General features: G+C 37.8%; 24 protein-coding genes. 12 read left to right on the top strand and 12 right to left on the bottom strand.

Going from position 1 to position 25,542, the window contains the following annotated elements; genetic code table 11:
• Positions 1-50: 50 nt before the first annotated feature.
• Both E2K98_RS20925 and E2K98_RS20920 read right to left on the bottom strand, forming a co-directional pair.
• Positions 51-1,175: a cupin domain-containing protein gene (locus E2K98_RS20925; protein WP_133337559.1), complete on the bottom strand. Its 1,125-nt coding sequence runs from the start codon at positions 1,173-1,175 to the stop codon at positions 51-53.
• 81 nt (positions 1,176-1,256) lie between these two features.
• Entirely contained in the window at positions 1,257-2,207 is a 951-nt protein-coding gene (locus E2K98_RS20920; protein ID WP_133337557.1) for a fumarylacetoacetate hydrolase family protein, read from the bottom strand.
• A 280-nt stretch (positions 2,208-2,487) separates the two neighbouring features.
• Between E2K98_RS20920 and E2K98_RS20915 the strand changes: the two genes are divergently transcribed.
• From E2K98_RS20915 to E2K98_RS20905, 3 genes are all read left to right on the top strand, one after another.
• Positions 2,488-3,681 carry an FAD-dependent monooxygenase gene (locus E2K98_RS20915; protein WP_133337555.1) on the top strand — a complete coding sequence of 398 codons (1,194 nt, stop codon included), beginning with the start codon at positions 2,488-2,490 and terminating at the stop codon, positions 3,679-3,681.
• Positions 3,682-3,787: 106 nt separating this feature from the next.
• Positions 3,788-4,282, top strand: a complete 495-nt coding sequence (locus E2K98_RS20910) for a DinB family protein (protein ID WP_133337553.1) — start codon at positions 3,788-3,790, stop codon at positions 4,280-4,282.
• A gap of 208 nt (positions 4,283-4,490) precedes the next feature.
• The gene (locus E2K98_RS20905) at positions 4,491-5,681 is read left to right on the top strand and encodes a pyridoxal phosphate-dependent aminotransferase (protein WP_133337551.1); all 1,191 of its coding nucleotides are present in this window, start codon (positions 4,491-4,493) and stop codon (positions 5,679-5,681) included.
• A 75-nt stretch (positions 5,682-5,756) separates the two neighbouring features.
• Here the strand turns inward: E2K98_RS20905 and E2K98_RS20900 are convergent, their stop codons facing one another.
• The 5 genes from E2K98_RS20900 to E2K98_RS20880 form a co-directional block, all read right to left on the bottom strand.
• Positions 5,757-7,298, bottom strand: a complete 1,542-nt coding sequence (locus E2K98_RS20900; RefSeq protein WP_133337549.1) for an APC family permease — start codon at positions 7,296-7,298, stop codon at positions 5,757-5,759.
• 462 nt (positions 7,299-7,760) lie between these two features.
• Complete coding sequence (locus E2K98_RS20895) at positions 7,761-9,257, bottom strand: aldehyde dehydrogenase family protein (RefSeq protein ID WP_235824891.1); 1,497 nt, start codon at positions 9,255-9,257, stop codon at positions 7,761-7,763.
• Positions 9,258-9,329: 72 nt separating this feature from the next.
• Entirely contained in the window at positions 9,330-10,304 is a 975-nt protein-coding gene (locus tag E2K98_RS20890) for a PDR/VanB family oxidoreductase (RefSeq protein ID WP_133337547.1), read from the bottom strand.
• Between the two features lie 39 nt (positions 10,305-10,343).
• Positions 10,344-10,862 (bottom strand): dimethylamine monooxygenase subunit DmmA family protein, encoded by a 519-nt coding sequence (locus E2K98_RS20885; protein ID WP_133337545.1) that lies wholly within the window; start codon positions 10,860-10,862, stop codon positions 10,344-10,346.
• 26 nt (positions 10,863-10,888) lie between these two features.
• Positions 10,889-11,875 carry a heme-dependent oxidative N-demethylase family protein gene (locus E2K98_RS20880; RefSeq protein ID WP_035424073.1) on the bottom strand — a complete coding sequence of 329 codons (987 nt, stop codon included), beginning with the start codon at positions 11,873-11,875 and terminating at the stop codon, positions 10,889-10,891.
• Between the two features lie 287 nt (positions 11,876-12,162).
• On the opposite strand from E2K98_RS20880, the gene E2K98_RS20875 reads away from it, so the two are divergent.
• From E2K98_RS20875 to E2K98_RS20855, 5 genes are all read left to right on the top strand, one after another.
• Entirely contained in the window at positions 12,163-14,028 is a 1,866-nt protein-coding gene (locus E2K98_RS20875; RefSeq protein ID WP_133337543.1) for a sigma-54 interaction domain-containing protein, read from the top strand.
• 144 nt (positions 14,029-14,172) lie between these two features.
• Complete coding sequence (locus E2K98_RS20870) at positions 14,173-15,363, top strand: macrolide family glycosyltransferase (RefSeq protein ID WP_133337541.1); 1,191 nt, start codon at positions 14,173-14,175, stop codon at positions 15,361-15,363.
• A 230-nt stretch (positions 15,364-15,593) separates the two neighbouring features.
• Entirely contained in the window at positions 15,594-15,998 is a 405-nt protein-coding gene (locus E2K98_RS20865) for a hypothetical protein (RefSeq protein ID WP_133337539.1), read from the top strand.
• Between the two features lie 2 nt (positions 15,999-16,000).
• A complete protein-coding gene (locus E2K98_RS20860; protein WP_133337537.1) occupies positions 16,001-16,678 on the top strand; it encodes a PspA/IM30 family protein in 678 nt (225 codons plus the stop codon).
• 432 nt (positions 16,679-17,110) lie between these two features.
• Positions 17,111-18,226, top strand: a complete 1,116-nt coding sequence (locus E2K98_RS20855; RefSeq protein WP_235824890.1) for a mechanosensitive ion channel family protein — start codon at positions 17,111-17,113, stop codon at positions 18,224-18,226.
• 110 nt (positions 18,227-18,336) lie between these two features.
• On the opposite strand, the gene E2K98_RS20850 is transcribed toward E2K98_RS20855, so the two are convergent.
• From E2K98_RS20850 to E2K98_RS20840, 3 genes are read right to left on the bottom strand one after another with little or no spacing between them, the layout of a single operon-like run.
• Positions 18,337-18,630 carry an RNA polymerase alpha subunit C-terminal domain-containing protein gene (locus E2K98_RS20850; RefSeq protein ID WP_133337535.1) on the bottom strand — a complete coding sequence of 98 codons (294 nt, stop codon included), beginning with the start codon at positions 18,628-18,630 and terminating at the stop codon, positions 18,337-18,339.
• A 49-nt stretch (positions 18,631-18,679) separates the two neighbouring features.
• A complete protein-coding gene (locus E2K98_RS20845; protein WP_133337533.1) occupies positions 18,680-19,495 on the bottom strand; it encodes a class I SAM-dependent methyltransferase in 816 nt (271 codons plus the stop codon).
• Between the two features lie 35 nt (positions 19,496-19,530).
• Complete coding sequence (locus tag E2K98_RS20840; RefSeq protein WP_133337531.1) at positions 19,531-19,962, bottom strand: MarR family winged helix-turn-helix transcriptional regulator; 432 nt, start codon at positions 19,960-19,962, stop codon at positions 19,531-19,533.
• A 218-nt stretch (positions 19,963-20,180) separates the two neighbouring features.
• Here E2K98_RS20840 and E2K98_RS20835 point away from each other — a divergent pair, with 218 nt between their 5' ends.
• Together E2K98_RS20835 and E2K98_RS20830 are read left to right on the top strand one after the other, a co-directional pair.
• Positions 20,181-20,576, top strand: coding sequence for a VOC family protein (locus tag E2K98_RS20835; RefSeq protein ID WP_133337529.1), 396 nt, complete (start codon positions 20,181-20,183; stop codon positions 20,574-20,576).
• 24 nt (positions 20,577-20,600) lie between these two features.
• The gene (locus E2K98_RS20830) at positions 20,601-20,972 is read left to right on the top strand and encodes an MmcQ/YjbR family DNA-binding protein (protein WP_133337527.1); all 372 of its coding nucleotides are present in this window, start codon (positions 20,601-20,603) and stop codon (positions 20,970-20,972) included.
• Between the two features lie 175 nt (positions 20,973-21,147).
• Here the strand turns inward: E2K98_RS20830 and E2K98_RS20825 are convergent, their stop codons facing one another.
• Positions 21,148-22,536, bottom strand: coding sequence for an MFS transporter (locus tag E2K98_RS20825; protein ID WP_235824889.1), 1,389 nt, complete (start codon positions 22,534-22,536; stop codon positions 21,148-21,150).
• Between the two features lie 108 nt (positions 22,537-22,644).
• Complete coding sequence (locus E2K98_RS20820; protein ID WP_133337525.1) at positions 22,645-23,214, bottom strand: cysteine hydrolase family protein; 570 nt, start codon at positions 23,212-23,214, stop codon at positions 22,645-22,647.
• Between the two features lie 118 nt (positions 23,215-23,332).
• On the opposite strand from E2K98_RS20820, the gene E2K98_RS20815 reads away from it, so the two are divergent.
• Together E2K98_RS20815 and E2K98_RS20810 are read left to right on the top strand one after the other, a co-directional pair.
• The gene (locus tag E2K98_RS20815) at positions 23,333-23,932 is read left to right on the top strand and encodes a TetR/AcrR family transcriptional regulator (RefSeq protein WP_133337523.1); all 600 of its coding nucleotides are present in this window, start codon (positions 23,333-23,335) and stop codon (positions 23,930-23,932) included.
• A gap of 267 nt (positions 23,933-24,199) precedes the next feature.
• The gene (locus tag E2K98_RS20810; protein ID WP_133337521.1) at positions 24,200-25,447 is read left to right on the top strand and encodes an NAD(P)-dependent malic enzyme; all 1,248 of its coding nucleotides are present in this window, start codon (positions 24,200-24,202) and stop codon (positions 25,445-25,447) included.
• The last annotated feature ends 95 nt before the right edge of the window (positions 25,448-25,542 follow it).

Raw genomic sequence — 25,542 nt, 5'->3', positions numbered from 1 at the left:
TTGAATTGAAAGAATCTTAGTTCTACCCTTATTTAACCATGCCTAATCTATTAACGGAAGTCTGCTTTAAATTCACCAGTAATTTTTTGGTGGCCGTTATTTTCCTCAAATGATTGCTCTTGTTCTAAGTCGAAGCGGTTCATAATCGGTAAATCGTTAACTGAGAATAGGTAAGAGTCTTCTGATGCAGAGTGTTCATACCAAGCCCAGTTAGGAACAACGAAGTAATCGCCTTTTTTCCAATCGAAGCGAATGCCGTCAATTACTGTGAAACCTTCACCCTTGTGTACTTGGTATACAGTTGAGTGTGTATGACGTAATGCCTTTGTTTGGAAACCTTTTGGCAAATGCTGCATTCTAGTGCCAAGTGTCGGGTTAGCAGATTTACCTGTAGAGGGGTTAATGTATTCAACTGCATATCCATGGTGTGGATTTGGATCGAATTCCATCAGGCCTTTAATTCCTTCTACAGTGCGATCCCATTTATAATTAGCAAGTGGTGCAACCGTGAACTTATCATCACCAACAGGACGTACCATGCCGCCGCGATAACGTCTCTCTGTAAAATTATCTGGAATATCTGGTTGTTGCAGGCCATCTTCATAAGGTTCAAAGAATGTACCGCCGATTGAATAAATAGTCGGAATATCTAAGGCATCCATCCAATACATAGGCTCTGTACCCAAATGTGCATGCCCATGCCATAAGTTCTTTGGCGTAATTAAAAAGTCGCCTTCCTCCATGAAAATACGCTCACCCTGTACGATCGTGTATGCACCCGATCCTTCAGAAATGAAGCGTAATGCACTTTGTGAGTGACGGTGAGATGGAGCTTTTTCACCAGGCAATAACATTTGTACCGCAGCATAAATCGTTTGAGTTGTAGATCCCCATCCCCAAGGTTCACGATATGTTAAACCAGGATTTTGGAAATATATCGCACGACGTTCACCGCCGCGTTCTGGTGTGAAGATTTGAGTTGCTTCAGCCATTTTCTTTTTGATTAATTCATCGCTCCAAAGATAAGCTTGTGCTTGAGGCTTTGGCGTTTTGTGCATAATTGCTGGAATTGCTTCCCAAAGAGGTCCTAAGTTGTATTGTTGAATATCTTTTGTGTAATCGGTTACAATTGAACTTTTCATAAATTCCTGAACTTCTTGATTTACTTCAGCCATTTCACATTCTCCTCTACTATTCAAATATATAGGGAAAAGGGGAGTAGCGTGTATGCTACTCAACCCTTTTGTATCTTCTAATTAAACAGTGGCTACCACTTCTGTTGCCTTTACCTTATTTTCAAGAGCGCCAATTTGATCGATTTCGATCCGAACTACATCCCCATCTTTTAAGAATTGCGGAGGATTCATCGCAACTCCAACGCCCCCAGGAGTTCCTGTTAATACAACATCGCCTGGCTCTAACGTCATTAAATTTGATAAGAAAGCTACTAATTTTTGAACGGTGAATACTAGATTGGCAGTATTCGTTTTTTGACGTACTTCACCATTTACTTTTAAGACAACATCTAAGCCGGATGGATTAGGTATTTCATCGGCAGTTACTAAATATGGTCCCATTGGTGCACTGCCTTCTACTGTTTTTCCTTGCAGCCATTGAAGAGTGCGACGTTGAATATCACGATAGGTTACGTCATTTGTAATGGTATAACCTGCTACATAGTCTAATGCATCCTCTTCGGAAACATTGCGAGCTTGTTTTCCTACAACAAAAGTAAACTCTGCTTCATAGTCAAGCTGGTCAGAAATTGGATAGTGGGGGATAGCGTCCTCTGGTCCTAAGATGGTATTAGCAAATTTCGCAAAGATAACTGGGTTCGAAGGGATTTCCCTGCCCATTTCTAAAATGTGCTCTCGGTAGTTGTGACCAACGCAAATAATTTTGCCTGGACGCTGCACAGGTGCTTCTACTTTAACATCATCGAGATTGTAAACCACTTTTTTATCAAAGCTTTCAGGATTAGCTAAAATGAAATCAACGGCACTTTCTGCTAGTTTCAGTGATTCCTTACCACCTTGGTATAACTCATCTGTATTATTTGGTACATATGCTTTTGCGATCGCTTCGTATCGGTATTTTCCTTCTGCTTTTAACTGTGCTTGATAAGCATAGTTTAAGTCGATCACTTTATTATCAACGATTGCCCCTGCACGTGTATGCCCTGCGGCTGTAAAATTTATAAGTTTCATTATTATCCTCCTCGTTTCCACCAATTGTAAACTTTGTTCACTATTTATAAAAAATATAATTCAACTTTTAAGGATTGTCAATATTATTTGTTTTCAGAAAAATATGCTTTCAGAAAAATAACTAGTTTGATTGGACTTTAATATAGAAGTAAGGATTAGAAGTTTCTAAATTTTTCAACTTTTGTATTGACGAAATAGTGAAAAATGATTTAAAGTTTACTTATCAGGAACACTGTTCTCTATTTATAGAAAGTAACAACTTGATTGGGGGTAATTTTCAATGGCTAATGTAAGCGACATCATTATCGTCGGTGGAGGAATCGGCGGTTTAGCAGCAGCTCTATCAATCCAGGAAACTGGAAAATCAATCGCAGTTTTTGAGCAGGCACCTGAATTTGGGGAAATAGGTGCAGGGATTCAGTTGGCACCAAACGCGTTAGAAGTTTTAGACCGGCTGGGTGTAAAGGAGGAAATTGTGAAATATGCGGTGTTCCCAAAACGTCTTGTACTAAAAGATGTGTATACTGCAAAAGAATTAGCAACTCTAGACTTAGGGGAAGCTTTCCAAAAAGAATACGGCCAACCCTATATCGTATTGCATCGCTCTGACTTGCACAGAGTCCTTTACGAAGCATGCCAAAAACGCGGTAATATTCAATTTTTTACAAACCAATGTATTCAAACTGCCGAACAAAATGGTGATACCGTAACTGTTGTCAACCAAAATGGTGAAACGTTTAGCGCAGAGGCAGTTATTGGTGCAGATGGGATAAAATCAAAGCTTCGCAAACTGTTTATTGATGATGAACCAGTAAACTCAGCGTATGTAGCTTACCGTGGGGCCATTCCAATTGAAGAAATAGCTCATGGCACAAACTTAGACTTAGATGATGTAATCATGTGGATTGGACCAAACCTTCACATGGTACAATACCCAGTTCGCCGTGGTGAGCTTTATAATCAGGTAGTAGTATTTAAATCATATGATGCTACAGTGGAAGACTGGGGAACACCAGAAGAAATGGCACGTCGTTTTGAAAATAGTCATCCAAAAGTGCAAAATGCATTAAATTACATTAACCGCCAATTCCGCTGGCAAATGTTTGACCGTGAACCTATCGTAAATTGGACAAAAGGCAAAATTACATTATTAGGTGATTCTGGTCATGCTATGCTTCAATATTTAGCTCAAGGCGGCGTTCAAGCACTTGAAGATGCGTTCGTACTGGGAGAAGAACTAAAAAGACATAATTCTTACGAAGAAGCCTTTAAAACATACCAGGAAGTTCGAATTCCACGTGCTTCAATGGTTCAAAGATCGGCTCGGAAATGGGGCGAAACGATTCACGCAGTGGATCCGCTTACCATCCTGCTTCGTGACCGTCTTTTCGAGCAGCACAAACCAACGGATTACCACAATGTTGATTTCCTATATGGCTATTTCAATAAGAATTATCAGCGTGTAGATAGCTAATTTACAACTTTTCGCAAAGAAAAACGCGTTAGAGCTAACTCTAGCGCATTTTCTTTGCAACCGTATATTCTGAACATTTTTTACCTAATTGAAGGAGGACATATCTATGACAACAGCGGTACTAAATGAAAAATTGGAATTGTTTAAAAAGGGTATTGAGGATATTGTAGCAATATTGAAAAATACGGAAGAGGAGACACTTTATGTGAAACCTTCTGAAAATGAATGGTCAGCAATGCAAATTGTTTCTCATATTTTAGAAGCTGTAGATTTTTGGGTTGCAGATTTGGAAGCACTGTTGGTAGTTCCAGGAGCAAAATGGGGACGTAATCATGAACATGTGCGTCGTTTAGCTGCAGTAAATGAAGAGATTGTATCCCGTATAAATAAAGATGATGCCATAAATGCATTACAAAACTTAGTCCCTAAAGTAGAAGAAGCACTTGTAAAAGTTAAAGAAGAGGATCTAGTGAAAACAGCTCCAAGTTATAATCCAAACTTTGACGGAAAACCGTTATCATTTTTAGTCGACCACTTAATTGTTAAGCATTTTTTGGGGCATTATGGACAAATTGTCCGTCACTTGGAAAAAATTCAATAAGAAGCCACCGATGCCACGGGGATTCTATTGGCACATAGAGACCAACTCAAAAGCAGATTGCTTCCTGGGCGGGTCTCTTTTTCTCTAATTAGGGCTTTTGCAAAAGTATTTTGGAGAATCTCTTGAAATATTGATTTTCTGGTCGTAAAGTCAATTTATGGATTAAAATAACTATATGAAAAAGGCTTAACAAACTAGGAGGAGAAGAATGATTTCAGAACAATACAAGAATATGTTAAAAGGTAAATCTATTATTAGAGAACTAGCTGAATTTGCCGCAGCCCGCGGTGAAGAAATAGGTTATGAGAATGTATTTGATTACAGTTTGGGAAATCCATCTGTCCCCGTTCCGAAAGAATTTACGAAGACGATGATGGATTTGTTGACCAGTAAAAGTCCTGCAGAACTTCACGGCTATAGTCCTAGTTTAGGAATTCCTTCTGTCAGAAAAAAAATAGCCCAATCATTGAATCGCCGGTTTCATATGAATTACACTGAGAATCATATTTTTATGACAAGTGGTGCTGCGGGAGCAATTGCCCATGCAGTACGCTGCGTAACACAACCTGGGGACGAAGTTCTGACATTTGCTCCATTTTTCCCAGAATACCATCCATATATAGATATAACAGATGCGGTACTGAAAGTAGTTCCTCCCAATTCAGAAGATTTTCAGGTAAACTTTTCTTTGTTCGAAGAAATGTTGACGGAGAAAGTATCTGCCGTTTTGATTAACTCTCCAAACAATCCATCGGGAGTGATCTATTCAACGGCAACCATTCAAAAACTATCAGATCTTCTTCGCAAAAAGGAACAAGAATACGGACATGAAATTTTTATTATCTCTGATGAACCATACAGGGAGATTGTATTTGAAGGGGTAGAAGCTCCTTATGTGTCAAACTATTATGACAACACACTATCCTGTTACTCCTATTCTAAATCCCTTTCACTGCCGGGGGAACGGATTGGCTATATTGCGGTAAATCCTGCCTGCATAGATTCTGACCTAATTGTCAGTATGTGCGGACAGATTTCAAGGGGCATAGGACATAACTGCCCGCCTTCCATTATTCAACTTGCTGTTTCCGAAGTTGTGGATTTAACGAGTGATATGTCTGTTTATGAAACAAATATGAACTTGATTTATAACAAATTAGTAGAATTGGGAATTACCTGTGTGAAACCGGGCGGGACATTCTATATTTTCCCAAAGGCGCTTGAGGAAGATGCTAAAGTATTCTGTCAGAAGGCATTAAAATATGATTTGATTCTGGTTCCGGGCGATAGTTTCGGGTGTCCGGGCTATTTCCGAATGGCCTATTGCATCGACACAGAAAAAGTGGAACGCTCACTGCCGGCATTGGAGAAGTTTATAAAGAGTGAATATAAAATTTGATTCTTTGCCAGGGGGACTGACCCTAGAAAAAGTAAAACCAAGGGACAGTCCCTTGGTTTTATTTTTTCTAATAATTTACTGATTTGCCGAATCCGCCGGCACGTCAAGGCCAATAGACACGTTATCCAGCTTATCTTTTTTTGGTATCGCAATATCATACGGCACATCGCTATGTCCGTAACTGCGATGAATCATCATATACAGTAAACCAATACCCACAACTATAACTCCTGAAAGGAGCACGATATAGTTATCATACCAAGGTGCATCCGGCGTTCTTGGCCAACACATGTTGACCATTGCAATGATTCCATAAACAAGCGCACCGATATTTACAGGTAATCCCCATTTGCCCAACTGATACTTACCACTTGGCTTCCATCCTTTTAATCTAGCACGAAGTGCAGCAAAGACAACCAGTTGGAATCCAAGATAAATGCCAAATGCAGCAAAACTGATTACCTTTGTAAGTGCATCTGTAGACACTTTTGAACCAAGAACAATAAGGGCTGGGACAAAAGCTGCAAGAAGCAGAGAATATGGTGGAATGTGACGAGCAGCCGAAAACTTCTTTAACAAACGACTTCCGATAATCATGTCATCTCGTCCATACGAATAGGCAAGCCTGCTTGCTGCTGCCTGTAGACTCATTACACATGAAAGGAAAGAAATCAACACAACACCCAGTACAATCTTGGCGCCAACAGCACCAAATGCAGCGTTTAGTAAAGTATCAACAGGGGTTACATCCTTACCAGCGATAACTGCCGGGATATCAGCAACTGAAAGTACTAAAGCAAGGCAAACAAAAGTTGCTGCAGCACCGCCAATGTAAATCGTCCGACGCATTGCCTTTGGGATCAGAACACCCGGATTTGGTACTTCTTCTGCAACGTCACCACAAGCTTCGAACCCATAATATTGAAAAATTCCAATTAATCCAGCAGCTGCAAATGCATACATATAGCTATGACTACCTTGAGCTCCGAAAGAATCAAAAAGCACATCAAGGCCGTGAACCCTTTGTGTGAAAAGTAACCAAAATCCAACTACAAGCGCACCAATTAGTTCTGCTGCAAAACCAATAACTGCTGCAGCTGCGAGAACCCTTGTTCCAAGAAAATTAATGATCGTCGAAAGTGCAAGAAGAACTAATGCACATAGAATCGTGGAATTCACCGAAGGATTAAAACCCATCACTTGTGATAGATAAGGTCCAGCTCCGTATGCAACACTGGCAATTGTCACAAGCAAAGCCATTAAGTAAACCCAGCCCGTTATCCATGCCCACTTGCGCCCCCATAATCTTCGTGCCCAAGGATAAACTCCCCCAGCAACAGGGTATTGCGCAACAATCTCACTGAAGACAAGTGCAACTAGTAATTGCCCTAGGCCAACAATGAGAAAACTCCAAATCATTGGTGGGCCACCTTGTGCTAGTGCGTAGGCAAATAGTGAATATACACCTACTACGGGAGAAAGGTAAGTGAATCCAAGTGAAAAGTTTGCCCATGGACTCATGTCGCGGCGAAATTCAGATTCATAACCAAGGGATGCCAGTTGTGCAGCATCACTATCATGGTGTTCTGACGCATTTTTATTTAGATTTTCTTGCATATTTGAGCCTCCTTAAAATAGTAGATACATTCTTATATGCAATTACTGTGCCAGTATAAGACTATTGAAAATATTCAGTAAATTCAATTTAAAAAGATTCTTATACTCAAAACTAAATTTCAATTTTGATATTTTGTATTCAAATTTAAAATAAATTTAAGATGAGCGTTAGGAGTTTTATACCACAAAATTACAGTAAAGTCATGTGTTAAATATTGATATTTATGGGCCGAAAAAGGTGAATTGTTTATTTAACATAGATGGTCTATCAAGATTCATCAACCATTCTATTATTAGAAGAGTCTAGTGCTGTGAATGTAGAAGGGTGATGGATTGATAATTATTTTTATAGTTATTAGTGCATAATTTATTCATAACTTCATAGGATCGAGGGATTTTTAGCAAAAGGAGAGGGCGATTTAGAACATAGTGACTTTTAAATCACCCTCATTATAATATTATTTATTTATTGTCTGAAAACCAGCCTGTTGGTCCTACAGCAAGATTAATGTTAATTTGCTTCAATTCTTGGAATTCATCTAATCCAAATGTTCCAAGGCTCGAACCAATACCACTTTGTTTATACCCGTGCCATGGAGCTTCGTTATAGGTCGGGCCATAAGTGTTAATCCAAGTAATCCCAGCACGGACTTCTTTAATTACACGCATTGCTTTTGCACCATCAGAGGTGAATACACCGCCGGCAAGACCATAGATTGTGTCATTTGCTAGTTTAATGGCTTCTTCTTCATCCTTGAACTTTTGAATAACGGCAACAGGCCCGAAGATTTCTTCTTTTACGATACGCATTTCTGGCGTCACATCAATAAATACAGTTGGTTCAACAAAGAATCCTTTATCTAAACCATTTTCCGTTAGGCGATTTCCACCGCAAGCTAATGTTGCACCTTCATTTTTACCGATCTCAATATATTCTAGAATGGTATTAAGCTGAGCTGAACTTACAATTGCACCCATTTCGGAACCTTCTTCTAGTCCTGGTCCTACTTTGATATTTTTGGCACGTCTTACAAACTCTTTAACGAACTGGTCATAAATGCTTTCTTCCACAATAATTCGGCTTCCGGCAGAACATACTTGGCCAGATCCATAGAAAATACCCACTAATGCATTATCAACGGCAGCTTCAAAATCAGCATCAGCAAAAATAATATTTGGTGATTTTCCACCTAGTTCAAGAGAGATTTTTTTCAAATTGCCTGCAGCACTTCGCATGATACTTCTTCCTACCTCAGTACTTCCTGTAAACGAAACCATATCAACATCATGACTTGCTGCGATGACGTCACCAATGACAGATCCTTTTCCTAATACCAAATTCACAACACCTTTTGGAACTCCAACTTCATCAATAATTTCAACTAATTTTGTTGCTGTGATTGGAGTGACTTCAGCTGGCTTATAGACAATGGTGTTACCGGCTGCTAATGCAGGAGCAAATTTCCACACACTCATCAGGAATGGGAAATTCCAAGGAACAATTAATCCTGTAACTCCAACTGGTTCACGTACGACCATTGCTTGCACAGGATCCGCAACATGATAAGTTGCTCCATCTGGGGTTCTAATTAGACCTGCATAATAGCGGAAACATGATGCGGCATCAGATATATCAATATCAGCCTCAGCTTTAATTTTTCCGTTATCTTTTACCTCAAGTTCTACTAATTCATCGTGTTTTTCATCAATTTTGTCTGCAATTTTCAGTAGGTAATCCGCCCGTTCTTGTGCACTTATCTTAGACCAAACACCACTTTCGAAGGTTTCTTTTGCGGCTTTAATCGCTTCTTGTGTTTCTTCAATTGTTGCTCTAGGAGCTATAGCAATTAATTCACCATTTGCTGGATTAATTACCTTATTGGAATCTTGATTAGTAGAAAGTCTCCATTCACCATTAATAAACATTTTTAATTCTAATACTTGAGTGGCTGTTGTCATATGAATTGCCTCCTATTTATAGTAAGTTGATATAATGCACGCTTAAAGCGTAGTTACAAAATAAAGGTGCTATTACAGGTTTAAAATGAGCTCTTTTTCAGATTCTTTTGCTCTTGAGCAACAAGTTAAAATCACTTTCTTCGACTTTCTTTCTTCATCACTATAAAAGTGGTCTCGGTGATCAACATCTCCTTCAACTACCTCTACTTCGCAGCTTCCGCATCCACCTACTTTACAAGAATAAGGTGCTTGTACCCCGGCTTTTATTAGCGCATCTAATAACGTTTCTTCTTCGGAAACATCCACTGTTCTTTTGCTGTTGGGAAATTTTACAACAAAAGGATTTTTTGGACCTTCGTCTGCCGAAGCAAATAATTCAAAATGAATGGAATGGCTTGGGTAACCATAAGATTCTGCTGCTTCCCTAAATTCTTTTACCATTGAAACGGGTCCACAGAAATACACATGTGAGCCAATCCGATTATCAGCCATTGTTACTGGCGTCAATTTTTTAGGATTTTCCGTTCTTGAGAAATAGAAGTGGCATTTTCCAGGATATTTTGCATTCAAATCATCATAAAACGCACATTCTTCTTTCGTTCTTGCAGCATAATGTAATTCAAATGATTTACCTTCCGTTGTTAAATCTTCCATCATGGTCATGAATGGAGTAATTCCAATTCCCGCTGCATAGAACACGTGATGTTTAGCTGCTTGGAAGGCAAGAGGGAAGTGGTTTTTAGGCCAACTGATTTCTAAACGGTCCCCCAATTTGATCTGATCATGCCAATAAACAGATCCTCCTCTTGAATGGTCATCTTTACGAATTGCAATGGCATATTGAGTACGGTCAGTTGGATGACTGACTAGTGAGTAATTTCTTTCAATTAATTCATCGCCATTTTTTACATATGTTGCAATATGTGATCCACCCGTAAACGAGGGAAGTGATTCTTGATCAACCGGGTACAAGTGGAAGCGCTTTACAAAATTTGTTTCCTGAACTATGTTTCCTACGTATACCTCAATATTTCCAAATGCTCTCATAAACCTCTCTCCCATTGTAATAATTTTTTCATTTAATATTTACTTTGATAGGACGAAAGCAGGATTGTAAGGATATCCAATATATCCTTTTCGCTCTTTCGAGTAAAAGGGGCCAATTTCTAAGCTGATTTGGCAATGATGACAGATGGTGTCCGTTTCTTTTGCCTCAACTTCTTGTAAATGAAAACATTTTATGCAATAAACATAACGTCTCCTCTTACCTGAAATTAGCAGTTGAATTTCATCTTCTGAAAAACCAGCCTCTATTGCCGCTGTGAAAATTGTAACGGCATTATCCCATTTAGCTGAAATATAAAGTTGTGTCCCCATTTTTTGCCTATCAAATACTTCTTTGATATTCTTTAATTGGAGTTCATCATTCAATTCAATTCGCTCATAATCTTTTTGCCCATTTATTTCATTAATAAATGATTGGATGTTTTCTGCTTCTTTTGGTTCTGCAGAAATAATAAGTAATTTTCTTCTATCCTGTCTTACAGTGAATTTTTCTACAATGGTTTTTGATTGATCGTATAATACCGGACTGTTGTATACCACTTTTACATACCTCCATCTTTGCGACCCTAGTTAGTTTGCAAACTTACTTTTTCAACTAAGTTTTTCAAATATTCTACTGTTGGTTCAATAAATGGTGTAAATCCTTTATAATCAGCCATAGGCTTTGGAATATCGGATAAAATCGAGTAGGTCTGCTTTAGCCATTCTGGTCTTAATGGCAAATCTTTCATTGCCAGAAATTGAGTATTTAAGACGAATAAAACAGCATTACTTCTTGGCATACGATAGAAAAATTGTTCTTCTACACGAAGTCTTACTAGTTCACCAGCGTTTTCTGAATTAACTAAAAAGCGTGTTGGTCCCCATGTATCAAATGTTTCATAGTTAACATCCCAACGATTTGCCATTAGATTCCAGTTGATTCTCGTCCAAGGCTCACCTGGTAAAACATTACGGATTAAGAAATTACGAACTCTTTCAGCTAGCGGTACCCCTGTGCGCGACACAAATGGTACAGGTCCGTGAATTTCGTCAAATGACATCCCTTTATTCCAGTGCGGGGAGAATAAGGCTGCATAGGATTCCTGGGCAACTTCTAAATAAAGATTGTCATCTCTCACCACCATTAATACAAAATCAGTAGTGAAATGACGGCCAATTAAATCAAGCGGTTCAAGCTCGATGCTAGAAGCATCACCAAAAATGAAAGATTCCGTTTCATTTAAGATTAAATTATGAAAAGTCCAATGATTGCCGTTCTTTTCTAGCTGGAAGTGCTCAGGGTAGGCATCAACCGCCATATTCATGAGCATTTCTGCTACTTCCCATTGCATTTCCATTGTATGTGGATAGGATTGGAACCTTACTTCAGGTTGTTCAATAAGTAGTTCTCTTTTTCTTTTGATTTGTTTTTCATATTCTGGTGTAATTTTAACGCAATTCATTCGATCCTTTTCAAGTTTTCTTAAATCATTTGAATACCGATAGTTGGTCCCTTCCTTAATGGTATGAAAAGGGTATGGAAACAGATCAAGATTAGTAGATTCGTACATATAAACTCCTCCTTTGATATTTACTAAATGATATTGCAATAAGTGTGCCAAGTATATAAACGTTGATTTTATGCCCTTTTCTTATATTTTTAATTTATTTTATATTCCGAATATTTCATTTATAAAATTTTTATTCAAAATTAAAATCCTTACTGACTCTCAAAGTTTACAAAGCTGGTAAAGGGAAATTGTTATATTCAAAAAATTCATATTTGAAATTTTTATTTGAATATGGAATAATTTTTAAATAAATCAAATCATTTTAACTTTATATAAGGAAGTGTTATATGGGTGTGTCCATGATTTTATCGAATGAACAACTACTTCAAGCTTATCAATCAAGTATTCTATCTATTTACGATGAAATTATTGTAACCAACTTAAAGGGAATGATTTTATTTCGAAGTGGAGAACTGAAAAATTTTTGGTCAACAAACTCTATCTCACTTAAAGGAAGAATGTTTACTGAACTAGAGGAAATTTCTTTCTTTGGGGATCCCATTTTACAATTATTAAATAGAGAGGTACATTCTCTTCAATTAAAGGCTTGGAATGGCAGTCATATGCTAATAACCGTGTACACATCAAATAGTGATAGTGAAGAATTAATTATATGGGGATTAAAAGGTATTTCTGATCAATTAGATGATTCAACAGAAATTTCCGATGGCGAGGTTACAAAACACACTCCTTCAATCGTCGTCCATAGTCCAAAAATGAGAGATGTACTTAACACAATAGAAATGGTTTCAAAAGTTCCAACATCTGTCCTTTTATTAGGGGAATCCGGTGTTGGAAAAGAGATGATTGCTAAAACCATTCATCAATTAGGAAATAGGAGCTCAAAACCTTTTATTGCCGTTAACTGTGGGGCAATTCCGGAAAATTTATTAGAAAGTGAATTATTCGGTTATGTCGGTGGAGCATTTAGTGGCGCAAACAAAAATGGTGCTCCCGGTAAATTTGAATTAGCAAATGAAGGGATTATTTTTCTCGATGAAATTGCAGAAATGCCAATGAATTTGCAAGTCAAATTACTCCGAATTTTACAGGAAAAAGAAGTTACCCCTTTAGGAAGCTCAAAGTCGATTCATATTGATGTCCAGATTATCGCTGCAACAAATCAATCATTAGAAAAAATGGTCAGAGAGGGACGATTTAGAGAAGATTTATATTATCGTTTAAATGTAGTCCCAATTGAAATCCCTTCATTAAGGGAAAGAATAGAAGAGATTCCTTACTTAATCTATCATTTCGCAGCAAAGTATAATACGTTATATAATAGAAACATCAATATTTTACCAGATGCTATTGATTTATTGTGTATTTACGATTGGCCGGGAAATGTTCGGCAATTAGAGAATACAATTGAACGAATCGTTGTGACTAGTAGAGAATTGAACGTGAATGCAAGCTTAGTTTATCATTGTATTCCTTGGAAAAAGGATACTATAAAGGAACCGCCTATTATTAATCACATTATGCCTCTAGAAGAAGCAGTGGATATGATTGAAGAACAGTTGATTAAAATGGCCATGGATAAATATAAATCGGTTAAGCTTGCAGCGAAGGTACTCGATATTAGTCAACCAACAATGAGTAGAAAATATAAAAAAATACGTGAGAAAATTCAAGAGGAAACTCTCTCTCCTTCAAATAAAAGAAAAATCCTGGAACAACATCTAAATAAACAATTACGATCAATGGCTATTGTTACATCTGCTGCCATTCATCCAGAAGATATCTCTGAATTAGTAAATCATAATGCTTCATCCTCGAATCCAACTTTTCAAAAGGTGCAGAAAAAATTAACCCAAATACGAGAACAAGAAGGAATCATTGAATGGGTCTACATTTTTAAAGCTGTTGATCATAACAAATTGCTGACGATTGTGGCCGATGAGGATTTCGTGATTCCACCCGGAGTTTTATACGATGGTCCGCCTGAGATGATGGAAGTAGCATTTGAGGCAATGAATGGGATAGCAGGAGTCACCCCTTTATATGAAGATATTTACGGAGAATGGAAAACAAGCTTTTCTCCTATAATAGACCATGACGGAAAGGTTTTAGCCATTATTGGGTTTGACCATAGTAAATCTTATATCGAAAATGAGTTAAAGAAAATAGAGAATATGTTAAAAACGAATTAGGCCCCATACATGAACATTAGGATTAGAAGAAGCGACTTTCAGTCACTGACATTCATATAGTGTTGCAAAACTCCGATAACCGTCGGGGTTTTTTCTGATTATCTATCTGGTATCGTTTTCAAAATCTATCTAGGAGTGGTTATAATGGCACGTGTTTTATTTATTAATGCTGGATCAGAAGGACATGTCAATCCAACAATTGGTGTTGTGCAAGAACTTATATCGCGTGAAGAAGAGGTAGTGTACTTTACAATCGAAGATTTTCGGGCGCGTATTGAGAAGACAGGGGCAATGGTAAGAACCATCGACGCTCAAAAATTTATAAAAGCCTTTATCTCAGGCGGAAGAAATAATTTACTCGAAAGAATCAATGGTCTTTTACATACGGTAGAGATTATGATACCCAGTGTTCTGGAGCAAATCGAGGGTGAGCATTTTGATTATATCATCCACGATTCGATGTTTGGCTGCGGCCGATTAATTGCCCAAATCCTTCATCTTCCTGCAATCTGTTCTTGTTCTTCTTTCGCGGAGACGAAACGATCGTTCGATAACATGTTCGAACAGATTTCTAAAAACATTCCTGCAGAAACATTTGCTGAATATCAAAGACTGACAGGAAGGGTGAAGGATAAATATGGTGTGGAGATCCACTCTCCTTACGAAGTATTTTGTAACCCTGCACCACTTACAATTGTTTATACTACGAGGGAGTTTCAACCTTTCGGGGATGAATTTGACCAAACTTATAAATTTGTAGGTACATCCATTTCTTCACGATTAACGCAAGAAAACTTCGACCTTACTGAAATCAAGGGAAAAAGTCCAATTTACATTTCACTGGGTACTGTATTTAACCAAGCAATTGATTTCTATAAGCTTTGTATTAAGGCTTTTGGCAACACGGACCATAACGTTGTTATGGCTATTGGTGAAAAAGTTCAAATATCCGATTTGGGGGAGATTCCTAAAAACTTCATTGTGAAAAATTATGTCCCACAAACTGAAGTGCTAAAATACGCTAAATTATTTATCACACATGGTGGAATGAACAGTGCACATGAGGGGCTCTATTATGGGGTTCCCCTCATTGTAATCCCGCAAAGTGCGGATCAGCCGATCATTGCCGGGCAAGTAGAAAGGGTAGGCGCAGGTATTCAATTACAAATGAAATGTCTGACGGCAAATCAGCTGCGTGAATCTGCTGACCATGTGTTGAACCAGTCATCCTTCCATAATGCTGCGGCAAAAATGAAGGAATCCTTACAAAAATCGGGTGGATATCAGCAGGCTGTTAATAAGATTTTTGAATTTATAAGTCAATATGATAACTAATATAAAAATTTCTCAGCTAAGAGATAATTTAAAATAAATGAATCTGATCCAGACTTCGCGAAAAAAATTTCCGATTTCTGGGTCTTTTTTTGCGTTTGATCTTATATACCGTGGTCTTAGCATTTTTTTATATTTCTCTAAAAAATACTTCTAATCTTTTTCTTTTCACCAAGTTTTCACCATTCTCTATTAATATTCATTTCATCAGGTAACGAAAGGAGGATAAAGAAATGAATACAAAAGTAAAAAAGGGTATTTTCTGGGGAGTCATCATTGCCTCTTCAGTACTAGTAGTAAACGTACTTCACTTTCATATAGGAGGTAGGAGCGCGTATGCTAGAGTCCCGCAAGGAGGACGTGGTCATGGTGAAATGGGGCACGGCGGCGGTTTTGACGGCCACCCAATGATGCATGGTGCTCACCATGGAGGCGGGGTCCCTTGGCTTTTCCTTATTAGTGGACTAGCTGTTTTAGTTCTATTAGTAAGATGGTTTAAAAAAAGGTCAAAAGCCTCTTCCATGCAACAATTTATTGATACCTCACTTACAGGTTCACAAATTCCAGTAACAAACCAAAATGCTAACATTCTAGATCAATGGGAAAAAAATCTATTAATTAAAAAGGAGAATGAATAAAAATGGGTATTTTTAAACGATTAAAGACAATTACAATGGCAGAAATAAATGGACTATTAGATGGAATGGAAGATCCAATTGCGATGTTAAATGAATATTCGAGAGAAATGGAAAAGGAAATTGTAAAAGGTCAAAACGCCTTAGCTCGACAAATTTTTGTAGAGAAAAAACAGGAAGCACTGATTGCTGATACGAAATCATTAGTAGACAAGCGTACTCGCCAGGCGAAACTGGCACTTGAACAAGGTGAAGAGGCAATGGCAAAACTAGCGGTACAAGAAAAGCTCAGCAAGGAAAACCAATTACAACTATATGTAGATCAATTAGAGTCCATTAAGGGACGAACTCAAATCCTTGTAGAAAAATTAGACCAGCTGAAAGAAACGTATAACCAAATGCAGCAAAAGAAAATTTTGTTAGCTTCTCGTGCGAATGTCGCTCAATCGATGAAACAAATTCAAAATGTAACGGTTTCTTTCCATACCGATGATATTGCCAGAGGTGTAGCACGTGCAGAGGAAAAGATTTTATTAATGGAAGCAGAGGTCCAGGCAGGCAACCAGTTTACAGCTCCATTAGCTCAGTTTGAGGCAGCATACTCTAACTATGTGAGTGAGGAAGAACTCAGTAAAGAACTTGAAAAGTTAAAGAGTGAAAAAGATAAAGTGGCCGCATTATAATTCAAAGACGAGGAGCACCTTATAGGCTGGGTGCTTCTCTTTCTTATCCGGCAAAGAGAGAGGGATATAATGTGGACCATTCAAGTGTGTAAACAAGTGTTGATGTCGAGGAGTACCCTGCTAGGAAAGGGGCTCTTGTTCAAACAAAATTTGTTCCGTCGGTTGTTTTAGGATTGACTCTAGTTGGTCAGACCATCTATGCAGGATTCCTTTTTGTGCAGAACTTTATCAGTCTTCCTTTCAGTTTTTAACATGTTACTTGGTAACAGTTGCACGGTATTTCCCTTTTTACAGCTTTCCATTTTTTAGCACAGATATTTTCCTATAATCTGTGACTTTTGTTGTATTCAAATATCCTGTTAAAAAAGTTATGATATTTCGATGTAATGGTTTAAAAAATTAGATCGCAAAAAGGGAGAAGGTATTTTAGAAATGTCTTTTGATTCATTTGTAATGGCTTTTTCAATGTCGGATATTGACTACGACAAGTTAGAAAATGTTGGAATTTCGATAGGGATTTTACTTTTATTTATTTTATTTAGAAACCTATTTACCAAGTATGTGTTTCAATTGATTTTAAAACTAGCTAAAAAAACACCAACAGATTTTATTACCCAAATCTGTTTAAGTTTTGAACGTCCTTTAGGATGGTTCTTTATTATTTTCGGTTTGTACCTCGCAATGGATTATTTCCCATATATCGATCAACACAATACATTCTTTTTAAAATTTTTACGTTCAATGGTCATCGTATTAATCACATGGGGATTGTTTAATTTGTCCTCTCCAACCTCGGGAATCTTAATTAGTGTTAATGAAAAAATTAATAATAAGATTGATTTAATTCTTATTCCGTTTATTTCAAGAGCTATCCGTGTCATCATGATTGCTATTAGTTTAAGTATCATTGGTCAGGAATTTGATTATGACGTAAATGGCTTGGTCGCAGGTCTTGGGTTAGGGGGACTGGCGTTTGCTTTAGCTGCAAAAGAGGCGGTCGGTAATCTAATCGGCGGAATCGTTATTGTAACAGAAAAGCCTTTTTCGATTGGGGATTGGATCTTAACACCGAGCGTAGAGGGAATCGTAGAAGATATCAATTTCAGAAGTACTAAAATTCGCACGTTTAGTCAAGCACTTGTTACTGTTCCTAATGCAACACTTGCAAATGAAGCGATTACCAATTGGAGCCGCATGGGAAAAAGACGAATTTCTTTTGACTTGGGACTCAATTATAGAACCACCAAGGAACAAATTCAAAGAGTGGTTCATCGAATTGAATTTATGTTGAACAATCATGAAGAAATTCATCCGGAAACGGTGATGGTTGCATTTGACCATTATAATGAGAGCAGTCTCGATGTTCTTGTCTATTTTTTCACCAATTCAACCGTTTGGGCAGAACACGTTAAGATTAAACATGAAATCAATTTAGAAATCATGGGGATCTTAGAGGAAGAGGGAGTAGAAATTGCTTTTCCAAGCCGGACCATTTATGTAACTCCACAAGCAAGTGAAGAATTACAAACAATGGCTTCTTATGATTGAGATACATTAGATAAAAAAATTCAGTAAAATGGCTAGTATGCGTTAATTTAGATAAGAAGGGTTCGAGAAATTGTAAAATTCTCGAACCCTTTTCCTTTCAATTCTTGAGATCAGTTCCTGAATGATAACCCATTTTCTATTAAAGCGGACCTAAGTTTAGGTAAAGAAGCTGGACCCATACCGTGAAATTCCAAAATCTCTTTCTCACTTAATTTTGATAGTTCGTTTAAAGAAGTTATTCCGTTGATTTCTAATGCCCGTCTTGCAGGAGCCGATAGGAGGGAAAGAAATCCGCTGCTAGGTTTGCGTTCTTTCTCACAAGTTGGACAGGTTGGGCAGTCGCTGCTTTTATAGTATTTATGTCCTTTGTTGCAGGTTCTTAAATGTTTTTCTGAAGTGGTCATTTTAAAATATCTCCTCAATTTGAAAGTGAGTGTATCTTTATTAAGACGTTTAAAACCTATACAAAAGCAAACGCATCATATTTCTTAAACTAGGAAAGACCGTCATTGCTGCATAAATCAAGCGAACTTTTAAAGGAAGTTTATGAACGTACTTTGATTTAAAAACAGAAAAGGCAGATATTCTTTTCAATTTGGAGTTTAAGCGATCAACATCCTGAATATCATTAACTATCCACTTGTGTACAGCTCCGGTCGTTTCTTTTAGACGTTCTTTACCTGAATTTATTGCAAATGAATTCATTACGTCAAAAGCAATCTGTCCATGTGGGAAATAGCGAGTTAACCGATTAAGAAGTTTTTTTACTTCATCCTTTGTCAGGTATTCCAACATGCCTTCAGCAATGATCATTACTGGCTTGTTTCTTGGGATTTGATCCAACCAGGTCAGTTCGGTAACCGAAGAAGAGATCATTTCGTAACCCTCTTGATTTGAAAAAAAGAGCTTTCGTAATTCGATAACTTCAGGGAAATCTACATCAAACCAACTTGCCGTCGATGGTGGATTTATTCTTGATATTCTTGTATCCAGACCACAACCGAGGTTAAGTACCGTTGCTTCGGGCTTCTTTTTTAGGAACTCCTGCAGCCATGTATCCAATTGTTTAGCTCGAAGGACCATGATTTCGTTGCCAAAATGATTGATTTTTTCAAAGTCATAGTCAATTTTCTGCAGGATTTCTTCTGCCTTATTATCATGAAGAATGGGATGTTTTGAATGACTGTCTAATGCCTTTGCATATAAGGTAATCAGAAGAGTTTCTTTTTCTTCTGTTAAATTTATTTTATGGGTTCCGTTTAAAAACATCTTTCTCTCTCCTGTTATTTTCTATTCGAAAAACATTAATCCTTCATTTTTTTTAACATTACATTCACCTTGTGAAGAGAAAATTGTAAATCCAACTGTTCTTCCTTATTTAACTTAGTAATACTTTTACTAAATGTTTGATAAATCTTCGTCCATTTCTTATCTTCAATTTCTTTTCCTTTTGGTGTGAGAGAAACTAAGACTGCCCGTTTATCCTTGATGTCAGGCATTTTAATTAAATATCCGCCAGCTTCTAAATCCTTCACGATATTCGTTAGTTGCTGCTTAGCAATATTTAGACCAATGCTGATTTCTTTAAGATTTAGAGCTTTATTCTGCATGTACATATATTCTATAACGTGATTCTGTAAATGGGATAATTCCACAGAATCCTTGTTTAATTCACTAAAACTACCAAAGAGATTCGGTATCAGAGCAATGTATTCTTTAGCTATTTCTTCAATCAAAAATAAACCCCCTTAAATTAGTAATGATTATATTACTATATTTAAGTTAAATCAATTTATTTCCTTAAAAATGGTTAAAAAATATTAACTAAAAATTCAAAAGTGAATGATGAGCGATGAATATTTTTCCATATTCTTCACGATAATAGAGAGGAAATTGAAAGCGAATAAACGAATTGATTTAAAGCGAATATTTTTTTAAAAAATAGGAGGTCTATATGGGAAGATTAATTCATTTCGAAATTCATGTGGATGACATGGAACGGGCAAAGAAGTTTTATGGAGAGGTATTCGGATGGTCCTTTCAAGATTGGAGTGAGTATGCTGGCATGCCTTACTTTGGAGCTGTTACGGGTGATGAAAATGATATGGGGATTAATGGTGCTTTGATGCAGCGCCAAGGGGTCAAACCGGAAGCCAATCAGGCGGTGAATGGTTTTGTTTGTACAATGGGAGTGGGAGACTATGATATAACGGAAACCAAAATCTTAGAGAATGGCGGCAAGGTCGCAATGCCTAAATATGCCCTGCCTGGAATGGCGTGGCAGGGATACTATATCGATACCGAAGGGAATATCATTGGAATTCATCAGCCAGATGCGAATGCGAAATAGATTTCAAGATAGGTGAATGAAAGTATGAAAACACAGGAAACGGCAAGCATGCTTGAATGTGTGCGGAAAATCTGTCTTGCACTCCCTGAAGCGGTAGAACATATCGACGGCTTTGGACACATTACGTTTAAAATCAATGGAAAATCCTTCGTAATAACAGGCGAAAGCGATAACGGATTCAGCTTGTCGTTCAAATCAGACCGGGAAACTCAGGGCTTATTGCTGCAGAAGGAGTATTTTTTCAAAACTCCTTATATTGGTCATCACGGATGGGTATCGATCCAAAATCCTCATGGAGATGTTTGGGTTGAATTGACCGATTTATTGCAGGAAGCCTATTTACGTGCGGCACCAAAGCGATTGGTTAAGAAATGGAATGAGTTACATAGCAAGTGATTAATAGTTTTCCTAATAAGGGTTCGAGAATCTGAATAAGATGCTCGTGCCCCTATTTTTTTAATACTCAAATCTATGAAGGTGTCTATACTTAGTAAAATGTTTGTTCATCTGTACTCTAGCGCTCTTTCTTTAAGTGTCAAAAATGTTTCTATCTATTTGAAGATTATTAACCTTATACCTTTTTTAATCGATTTTTATTGCCGACTCTGTTTAGGGAACGATCTAATAGAGTGATTAATATAAGTATGAAGCTAGTACCGCCGGTAAATAGCGCAATATGATGAATCCCTGTTGTCATTGCATCTGATTTTAAAAATAAACCGTTTGCGGCAGAAGCAATCATAGCCCCCATATACATAAATGTTCTTAACAGACCGGCTGACGCACCGATTTGTTCTGGATAAGCTTGAAAATAGACAGCATTTTGGTTGGCTAAATTAAGTAAGCCTTGGGGGATCCCAAAAAGCAGAACAATAGCTGCAAGAAAAATAAGATGACTATTATGATTTGTAAAAAGAAGCAGTATCATTGCAATAAATTGAACAATACTGCCAACAATCAACTTCAAACGGATTGCAGGACTTTTTCCTGTCAATCTAGAAACGATAATCGCTATTAAAAACATAGGTAATAGCAACAAGCCGGTATGAGAAGGGGATAAACCTCTGCCTTTTTCTAACCATTGAGTATATCCATAAAGGATGCTGTAAGATACAATCGCTGAAAGCAAACTACGAGTATAGGTCAATAACAACGATGAATTGTCGCTTAATAGACGAACATCGATAAAAGGATTCTTAATTTTAAACTCAAGAATCGCAAAAATAACACCCATAATGATTGCAATTATGAACAAATAAATCCTATGAAAACTTGGGCTCATTAAAAAAAGCAGAGCAGAAATTAGAGTGGCTCCAAAAAAGAACATACCAGTAAAATCAAAGGAGGCTATTTTCTTCTCTCTAACAGAATTGGCTGGAAGCCTTGGGAAGTGGAGGTAGCCTAAAAAAATACAAGCGAGTGACAAAGGAATGTTGACAATAAAGGTGCTTTGCCAGCCTCCAACTTCAATCAGTAACCCTCCTAAAGTTGGTCCTATAACGGCAATGGTTTGGTTGGAAATCGCTAATAATGTAAGAATACTTGTTGGACTTTCGACACCTGTTCGTTCTCCTTCACTACGGATCAGATACATAGAAGCGGGATACCCTGCACAGGTCCCAAAACCAAGAAGGACTCTTGCGACTACTAACCACCAAAAATCAGGGGCAAAGGTTGCGATTAGGCTAGAGATGCCTACTAAAGAAGTTGCGATTAAAAAGAGGAGTCTTGGACCGTAAAGGTCAATTAGTTTTCCGACGACTGGCTGCCCAATTGCTGTAGCGAGATATAGAGCAGAAATAAGCCAGGCTGTCTGCGAAGGTGGTGCACCAAACGCATGTCCAATCGGAATTAAGGCAACTGAAATAATAGAAGAGTTGATAGGATTTAGAATCGACCCTAAAATCATCGGTGCAATCAGTTTTTGATTAAAAAAGTTTTGATTTATAGACTTAGACAAATCTATTCCTTCCTTCTGTATTTCTATTAGGTTATAAGATTTTAGAGAGCGATTAAAATAATAAAAGATAGGGTCTGTTCCGCTTTATCGGAATAGACCCTCATGATTTTAACTCAATGTATTAATCCAGGAATCGACAGTCAGAACATCTGCCTGACGAGGGAAAACCTTCTCGGTAAGTACGCGGTGAACTTCAGGATCGCCATCAATGCATGCATCACTTAGTACGGTTAATGAAAAGTCTTTATCTGCAGCTTCACGCAATGTTGATAGAACGACGCCGCTTGTAGAAATTCCGCTAAGAATAAGCGAATCGATTTGACGTGAGCGGAGGATCAATTCGAGCGTGCTGCCGGTGAACGCACTAAATCGGTACTTGGTTACAACGGGTTCATTTTCCTGGGGCTTAAACAATTCATGAATTTGCGTTGCTTTGTCCGAGGTGGTCATGCCTCCCTGATTGGCAATACTAGTAAACGCCTTATTTCGTGGGCTAACTTCAGGATAGCCTTCGCTAAATCCAACTCGTACAAAAATAACCGGAATATTGTGTTTGCGTGCACTTGCTAATGCCTTCTGAATGGGAAGTAGTACTTCCTTGTTTTCCGCAAAACGTGATACAATGCCGTTTTGCATATCCATGACTAATAATGCAGCTTTTTCAGTATGATTTTGCATGTGTTGAAAACCCCTTTTCCTTACGTTAGTATTAAGCGGAGAACTCTATCATTTATAGTAAACGGAGAAATCTCCGTTTGTCAATTTACTTATCTTAAAATGAAGGGGAGTGAAAATAATGAAGGACGGGAATATCATCTACAAACGGATAGAACGACGAGATGCTGCCGAGAATCGGCAGCGCATTTTAGATACGGCTTCTAGTCTATTTGAACAATTTGGTGTTGAACAAGTTAGTATGAATCAAATTGCCTCAGAAGCTCAAATCGGACCGGGGACGCTCTATCGCCGTTACAGAAATAAAGGAGAAATATGTTTAGATTTAATTAAAGATAATGTTGTTTTATGCTTTGAGGATATGGAAGCGTATTTGGAGGAAAACCAGAAAGAGCCGCCAAGTAAACGATTAAGAGGAATTCTTAGCATATTTATTCGTTTTAGGGAAAGCAAGTCACAATTGCTTAAAGGTGTAGAAGTATTCGAGTCTGCCAAACAATCGAAGTCGGGAACACCAGGCCCGTTATATCATGAGTTGCATCAATATTTTGTTGGTCTATTTGATGAGATGGCTGCAACAAAAGAAGGTAAACCGAATAATGTTTTTAGAGCAGATATGTTACTTGCCGCTATAAAAAGTGATTCCTATTTATTTCAAAGGGAAGTGCGGGGGTATTTACCTGAAGAGATTTTAGAACTGATTTGGGCAACATTTATTTGACATTAAGTGCGATTCTTTCATAACTAAGAATCGCATTTTCTTTTGGTGCTAATATGTAAAGTGTAAAAAAGAACAGAAAACGGTGTTGGAAAACCATATTCTGAATCATTTGCTTTTTTTAATTACAAAATCTATCAAAATGTGTCTGAGGAGACTAAGATATAGGTAGAAAAACAAGGGGTCACTTAAATTGGAAACGTTTACCTCGGTGGGATTATAAACATTGTTAAAACATCGCTACAATAAACTTTTATGGGGGAACATCAAATGTCAACTTTAAGAGATGCAGCATTAAAAATGCATAAGGAAAATCAAGGGAAGCTTGGGATTTATTCAAAAGTTTCCGTACAGAATGCAAACGATTTAAGTTTAGCCTATTCTCCTGGTGTGGCCGAGCCTTGCTTGGACATTCATGCAGATGAAACTAAGGTCTATGATTATACCTCAAAGGGGAATCTTGTTGCGGTAGTTTCAAATGGAACAGCGGTTCTCGGGCTTGGAAAAATCGGACCAAAAGCGGCAATGCCGGTAATGGAAGGAAAGGCCGTGCTATTCAAATCCTTTGCGGATGTGGACGCATTTCCTATTTGTCTAGCAACAACGGATACCGAAAAATTAGTGGAGACGGTTAAACTGCTTGAACCAACCTTTGGGGGAATCAACCTGGAGGATATTGCCGCACCGCAATGCTTTGAAATTGAGGACCGCCTGCGTAAAGTTTGTGATATTCCTGTTTTTCATGACGATCAACATGGGACTGCGATTGTAACAGTAGCAGGTTTAATTAATTCATTAAAGCTGGCAGATAAAAAAATTGGAGACATCCAAGTAGTTGTCAATGGTGCCGGTGCAGCCGGTGTAGCGATCGTGAAACTCTTATTACATATGGGAGTGAAGGATGTCATTTTATGTGATACAAAAGGGATTATCTATGAAGGCCGGACATTGGGAATGAATCCATTCAAGGAAGAAATGGCGCAAATAACTAATCGTGAGATAAAACAAGGAACATTAGCAGATGCCCTTGTGGGTGCTGACGTATTTATTGGTGTATCGGCAGCAGGGGCAGTAACGAAGGAAATGGTTCATTCGATGAAGCGTAATCCAATTATTTTTGCGATGGCCAATCCGGTACCGGAAATTATGCCGCATGAAGCAAAGGAAGCAGGAGCACTTGTAGTAGGAACAGGCCGTTCCGATTTTCCGAATCAAGTCAATAATGTGCTTGCTTTCCCAGGAATTTTCCGTGGAGCATTAGATGTTAGGGCAAAAGAAATTAATGAAGAAATGAAACTTGCGGCAATTTATGCGATCGCCGATTTAATTTCTGATATAGAACTTCATGCAGATTATGTGATTCCGGATCCATTTGATCCGAGGGTTGCAGCGCACGTAGCCGCAGCCGTTGCATCTGCTGCAATGGAAAGCGGGGTTGCTCAAAGAAATATCAATCCGGAAGAAATCAAGCATCGTTTATTAGAGCAGGTTAACGAAAAAGAACCAGTGCTTGTATAGTTTTTTTAGTGGACTATCTCACCTCTGCTGTGGGATAGTTTTTAAAATTATGATTGTAAAATGTTTTAGTATAATAGAAAAATGGTCTATCTTGG

This window comes from Bacillus salipaludis, from assembly GCF_004358205.1.
Note: the sequence above shows the minus strand (reverse complement) of the source record. Positions and strands in the feature narration are given on the sequence as shown.

Bases quoted from the DNA above. Each gene is read 5' to 3' on its own strand.
- E2K98_RS20925 (WP_133337559.1), bottom strand. From the start codon at position 1,175: ATGGCTGAAGTAAATCAAGAAGTTCAGGAATTTATGAAAAGTTCAATT.
- E2K98_RS20920 (WP_133337557.1), bottom strand. From the start codon at position 2,207: ATGAAACTTATAAATTTTACAGCCGCAGGGCATACACGTGCAGGGGCA.
- E2K98_RS20915 (WP_133337555.1), top strand. From the start codon at position 2,488: ATGGCTAATGTAAGCGACATCATTATCGTCGGTGGAGGAATCGGCGGT.
- E2K98_RS20910 (WP_133337553.1), top strand. From the start codon at position 3,788: ATGACAACAGCGGTACTAAATGAAAAATTGGAATTGTTTAAAAAGGGT.
- E2K98_RS20905 (WP_133337551.1), top strand. From the start codon at position 4,491: ATGATTTCAGAACAATACAAGAATATGTTAAAAGGTAAATCTATTATT.
- E2K98_RS20900 (WP_133337549.1), bottom strand. From the start codon at position 7,298: ATGCAAGAAAATCTAAATAAAAATGCGTCAGAACACCATGATAGTGAT.
- E2K98_RS20895 (WP_235824891.1), bottom strand. From the start codon at position 9,257: ATGACAACAGCCACTCAAGTATTAGAATTAAAAATGTTTATTAATGGT.
- E2K98_RS20890 (WP_133337547.1), bottom strand. From the start codon at position 10,304: ATGAGAGCATTTGGAAATATTGAGGTATACGTAGGAAACATAGTTCAG.
- E2K98_RS20880 (WP_035424073.1), bottom strand. From the start codon at position 11,875: ATGTACGAATCTACTAATCTTGATCTGTTTCCATACCCTTTTCATACC.
- E2K98_RS20875 (WP_133337543.1), top strand. From the start codon at position 12,163: ATGGGTGTGTCCATGATTTTATCGAATGAACAACTACTTCAAGCTTAT.
- E2K98_RS20870 (WP_133337541.1), top strand. From the start codon at position 14,173: ATGGCACGTGTTTTATTTATTAATGCTGGATCAGAAGGACATGTCAAT.
- E2K98_RS20865 (WP_133337539.1), top strand. From the start codon at position 15,594: ATGAATACAAAAGTAAAAAAGGGTATTTTCTGGGGAGTCATCATTGCC.
- E2K98_RS20860 (WP_133337537.1), top strand. From the start codon at position 16,001: ATGGGTATTTTTAAACGATTAAAGACAATTACAATGGCAGAAATAAAT.
- E2K98_RS20855 (WP_235824890.1), top strand. From the start codon at position 17,111: ATGTCTTTTGATTCATTTGTAATGGCTTTTTCAATGTCGGATATTGAC.
- E2K98_RS20850 (WP_133337535.1), bottom strand. From the start codon at position 18,630: ATGACCACTTCAGAAAAACATTTAAGAACCTGCAACAAAGGACATAAA.
- E2K98_RS20845 (WP_133337533.1), bottom strand. From the start codon at position 19,495: ATGTTTTTAAACGGAACCCATAAAATAAATTTAACAGAAGAAAAAGAA.
- E2K98_RS20835 (WP_133337529.1), top strand. From the start codon at position 20,181: ATGGGAAGATTAATTCATTTCGAAATTCATGTGGATGACATGGAACGG.
- E2K98_RS20830 (WP_133337527.1), top strand. From the start codon at position 20,601: ATGAAAACACAGGAAACGGCAAGCATGCTTGAATGTGTGCGGAAAATC.
- E2K98_RS20820 (WP_133337525.1), bottom strand. From the start codon at position 23,214: ATGCAAAATCATACTGAAAAAGCTGCATTATTAGTCATGGATATGCAA.
- E2K98_RS20815 (WP_133337523.1), top strand. From the start codon at position 23,333: ATGAAGGACGGGAATATCATCTACAAACGGATAGAACGACGAGATGCT.
- E2K98_RS20810 (WP_133337521.1), top strand. From the start codon at position 24,200: ATGTCAACTTTAAGAGATGCAGCATTAAAAATGCATAAGGAAAATCAA.